At 29.6% G+C, this 4,791-nt stretch carries 4 protein-coding genes and 1 tRNA gene; 1 reads left to right on the forward strand and 4 read right to left on the reverse strand.

Annotated features, from left to right (window positions below):
• The 4 genes from VK071_04315 to polA form a co-directional block, all read right to left on the reverse strand.
• Nucleotides 1-526: ABC transporter substrate-binding protein (locus tag VK071_04315; protein HLR34537.1), on the reverse strand; the 526-nt coding region annotated here is incomplete at its 3' end.
• A gap of 32 nt (nucleotides 527-558) precedes the next feature.
• A complete protein-coding gene (locus VK071_04320) occupies nucleotides 559-1,203 on the reverse strand; it encodes a lytic transglycosylase domain-containing protein (protein ID HLR34538.1) in 645 nt (214 codons plus the stop codon).
• A 9-nt stretch (nucleotides 1,204-1,212) separates the two neighbouring features.
• Nucleotides 1,213-1,833 carry a dephospho-CoA kinase gene (gene coaE / locus VK071_04325; GenBank protein ID HLR34539.1) on the reverse strand — a complete coding sequence of 207 codons (621 nt, stop codon included), beginning with the start codon at nucleotides 1,831-1,833 and terminating at the stop codon, nucleotides 1,213-1,215.
• Nucleotides 1,820-4,492: a DNA polymerase I gene (polA, locus tag VK071_04330; protein HLR34540.1), complete on the reverse strand. Its 2,673-nt coding sequence runs from the start codon at nucleotides 4,490-4,492 to the stop codon at nucleotides 1,820-1,822. The genes coaE and polA overlap by 14 nt, the downstream gene beginning before the upstream one ends.
• Nucleotides 4,493-4,621: 129 nt before the next feature.
• Between polA and VK071_04335 the strand changes: the two genes are divergently transcribed.
• Nucleotides 4,622-4,705: transfer RNA gene (locus VK071_04335), tRNA-Leu, on the forward strand.
• Nucleotides 4,706-4,791: the final 86 nt, after the last annotated feature.

Consider the following 4,791-nt stretch of genomic DNA (forward strand, 5'->3'; position numbering starts at 1 on the left):
TTAAAATTGTTTCTTCATCTCTGAAAACTCTTCCTCTTATTTGATTTATATAAAGAGTACCTTTCCAGCATTCTTCATTTTTAACTAAATTTACATTTGTCAAATCCGAATAATCTTCAAACTTATAAGGACCAGTCCCTATAGGATTATATTTTTCAAGTTCTAATGCTCCCCTGATACCTTCTTCTTCAAAAATGTGCTTAGGAATTATAGGCAAGGTTAAACTTTCTAAATTACTAGAATAAGACCTATCAAAAATAATTTCAAAATTAAGCTCATCTATAATATTCACCCTTATAACATTATGAATGTTATAAGGGTGAAAGGCTCCAAAAGCAGTTTCAAATATTTGACCATAGATACCTTCTTTATTTGAAGCTTTAATAGTATCTAAGGTAAAGGCCACATCATATGAAGTTAGGCCTCTTTGATCATGCCATTTCCCACTATCTCTTAACTTGATCTCTATGGTCTTACCTTCATTAGAAATCTTGTAATTATCAGCTAACAAAGGAATTACATTCAAATCTTTATCAAATTCAAAGAGACCTTCAAATATTAAACATCTCTCAAATAATCTCTAAAGTGATTAATAGCATCAAAATATAGAGTAATCATTTTATTTGAATCAGTCATATAAGACTTATATATTGTTTCATAAATTTTCTGATTAAACTTTACTTTTTTAAGATAATCCTTTGTTTCAGAAAAAGGTATATGATGCAAATTTTTACCATCCTTCGAATACTTGTCATCTTTAAGCCATTTAGTCACATTTCCACTTCCTGCATTATATGCAGCTAATACTAAGTCTAAATTATCTTCAAACTCTATATTTAATTTATCTAAATACCATGTTCCCATTTTAATATTTGTTTCAGGATCAAATAAGATGTTTACATTATAATCTTCCATCTTAAATTCTTCACTAGCCCATTGCCCTGTTTGTTTTCCTATTTGCATAAGACCTCTTGCATCCTTATGGGAAGTTGCATTTTTATTATATTTACTCTCAACATTTATTATTGCAGCTACTAAAAATGGATCTAAATCATATTCACGGGAATATTTATTTATATATTCTTTATATTTCATCGGATAAAACAATGTAAAAACTAAACTAATTGCAATAAATAAAATGAGTAAAAATATAAATAAAAAAAGCACTCTAACCAATATATTTTTTATCTTTAACAAATGCACCACTCCAAATTATTGCAATAATCTTTCTAATTCTTTATCTATATTCTTCAATAGCTCCGATTTACTGCCCCTATTATCGATAACCCTTGTAGCCTTTAATTTTTTATCTTCAAGGGACATTTGAGCATCAATTCTTTTGTTTGCTTGATCAATACTTAAACTATCTCTTTCCATTAATCTTTTTAACTGAGTTTTCCTGTCTACATAAATTAACCATATTTCATCAAATATAATCTTGTGTTTTCTAATATTATCATGTTCTTCAAAAAGTAATGGAATATCAATAAATATTACATAGTGTTGATTACATAGTTTTCTTATTCTTTTTTTGATTTCTTCATATATATATGGGTGAGTAATTTGATTTAATGTTTTTAGAAGATTATTATCTGAAAAGACTAGCATTCCTAGTTTTTTTCTATTTATGGTCCCATTTTTATTCAGTATAGCCCTACCAAAATAATCGATTATATCTTTATATGCAGGTTTATTTATTTGCACAACTTCTCTGGCAATTTTATCAGCATCAATTACCTGAAATTCTTTTTCAATTAATATAGATGAAAGAGAGGATTTTCCAGAGGCAATACCTCCGGTCAATCCTATAATTTTGCAATTAATGGGTATCATACCAATTATCTCCTAATTGAATATCTACTTTTAATGGAACATCTAAGCTTATGGCATTTTCCATAATATCTTTTAACAATTCTGTAACTTCATCTGCTTCATCTTTATGAACCTGAATTATTAATTCGTCATGTACTTGAAGTATTAATTGGGATTTTAATTCTTTTTCTTTTAATTTATTATATACTTTTACCATTGCTATTTTTATGATATCTGCAGCCGTACCTTGAATAGGAGTATTCATGGCTATACGTTCTCCAAAGGATTTTATATTGAAATTCTTAGCTTTTAGTTCTGGTATATATCGTCTTCTATGAAGTAGAGTTTCTACAAATCCATTTTCCTTGCCTTCTTTTACTATATCAGTCATGAAATTCCTTACTTCTTCATAATTATCAAGATAATTATCTATATATTCTCCTGCTTCTTTTCTAGATATATTCAAATCCCTGGATAGTCCATAGTCAGATATACCATAAACAATTCCAAAATTTACTGCCTTAGCATTATTTCTTAAGGTAGCTGTCACATCTTCCATTGATACATTGAACACTTCGGAAGCAGTTTTTGTATGGATATCTTGATTTTCTCGGAAAGCTTCTATCATCTTTGGATCTTTAGAGATATGGGCTAGTACCCTCAATTCTATTTGAGAATAATCTGCATCTAATAAGTGGTAGTCATTAGATCCTGCCACAAATGCCTTTCTTATTCTTCGTCCATCTTCTGTTTTAATAGGGATGTTTTGTAAATTTGGCTCTGTACTGGATATTCTACCAGTGGTTGTTATAGTTTGATTAAAGCTAGAATGTATTTTACCAGTTTTCTCATTAATTAAGTCTATATACCCGCCTATATAGGTTGATTTCAATTTTACAATTTGCCTGTATCTTAATACTTTTTCAATAATAGGATGTTGGCCTTTTAATTTTTCTAAGACTTCTGCACTTGTTGAGTAACCTGTTTTAGTCTTTTTAATTACTGGTAATTCTAATTTTTCAAATAAAATCTCAGACATCTGTTTAGGCGAATTTATATTAAACTCTGCATCTGCCAATTCATATATTTCAGCAGTCAGGCTCTCTATTTCCTTATCATATTCTTCTCCTAATTTCTCTAGTTCAGATTTATCTATTTTAATGCCTTGAAATTCCATACTTCCCAGTACCTCTATAAGAGGTAATTCTACCTCTTCATATAATTCTTTCATATTATATTTTTTTAGTAAATCTTCTATTATAATTTGTAATTTATATACGCTGTCTAGGATAAAGGCTAAATATTCTACTCTTTCTTCTTCATCTAGGTCTCCAAATCCCTTCTTATTCTTGCCTTTACCCAGTAGGGTTTCTATGTCTATACCTTGATATCCTAAATGTTCATTACTTATATTACTCATGGAAAAATCATTATTACTTGGATCTAATAAATACTGTCCTATCATAGGATCAAATACATAGTTTTCGATTTGAATCCCTAATCTAAATAGTATTGCTATATCTGATTTAAGATTATATCCTACTTTTTCTATATCCTTATCTTCAAGTATCTCCTTAAACTTTTGTACAAACTCCTCTGTTCCCTCTGATAGATCTATATAATAAGTAGGACCTGTTTCTAATTTCACTCCTACTGCTAAGATATCGTCTTCTATATAATTTAAATCCTTAGTCAGGAATTTGAAAGCCAACTTTTTGGCATCTTTAATTTTGGATATGATCTCTTCATAATCATTCTTCTGGAGCTTTTCATATTCAAGTTCAGGCATGGCTTTTTCTTCTTCATCTACATATTCTGTTGGAATCTTGTTCATGAGACTATTAAATTCAAATTCTTTATATAATTCTACTAGTTCTTCCCAATTAGCTTCCTTTATAGATAAATCATCTATCCCTACATCCAAAGGTATATTAGTAATTATTTCTCCCAATTTTTTGCTTAAATATGCAATGTTTTCATTTTCCCTTAGATTTTCCTTAAGTTTTTTCCCACTTATATTATCTATATTCTCATAGACATTACTAATATCACCATATTCTTTAATGAGTTTTAATCCAGTTTTTTCGCCTACTCCTGGTACTCCTGGTATATTATCTGAACTGTCTCCCATTAGACCTTTTAAATCAATGAATTGTTCTGGTTCTATTCCATATTCTTCTAATATGCTTTTTCTATTATAAGTTTCTATTTCTGTAATCCCTTTTCTAGTAAGTAGTACTTGGGAATTATCAGTGGCTAATTGAAGATAGTCTTTGTCCCCTGTAACTAATAATACTTCTAGTTGCTCTTCCTCCCCTTTTTTTGCTAGGGTACCTGCTATATCATCCGCTTCATATTCATCCATCTCTAAAGTTTGTATATTCATAGTGCTTAATACTTCTCTAATTATGGGGAATTGCTGAGCTAATTCTGTTGGAGCAGATTTTCTATTCCCTTTGTATTCTTTATATTCTTTATGCCTAAATGTAGGACCCTTTTTATCGAAAGCTACACAAATATAATCTGGCCTATAGTCCTCTTGGACTCTGTATAACATAGTTAAAAATCCATATACACCATTTGTAAATATGCCTTTTTTCGTAGATAAAAGTGGCAATGCATAAAATGCCCTATGTAAAAGGGAGCTACCATCGATTATCATTAGTTTTTTCTTATCCATTAAATCACTCCTAGTCAATACTTCCTACTCTTTAGTATACCTTAAAATTCATATACAGTAAACTAAAGTAAAATTTAAAATTCTTGATTATTTAATATTTATATGTTATTATTATAATTATTGATTTAGGCCGAAGTGGTGGAATTGGCAGACGCGCTGGACTCAAAATCCTGTGGTAGCAATACCGTGCGGGTTCGACTCCCGCCTTCGGCATCAAGTAATTTAGCTCTATAGTTTAAACTATAGAGCTTTTTATTTTTTGCAGCTTCAGTTATATTAAATCTTATTCTTCTTGGTCA

This window comes from Tissierellales bacterium (assembly GCA_035301805.1).
Taxonomy (GTDB): domain Bacteria; phylum Bacillota; class Clostridia; order Tissierellales; family DATGTQ01; genus DATGTQ01.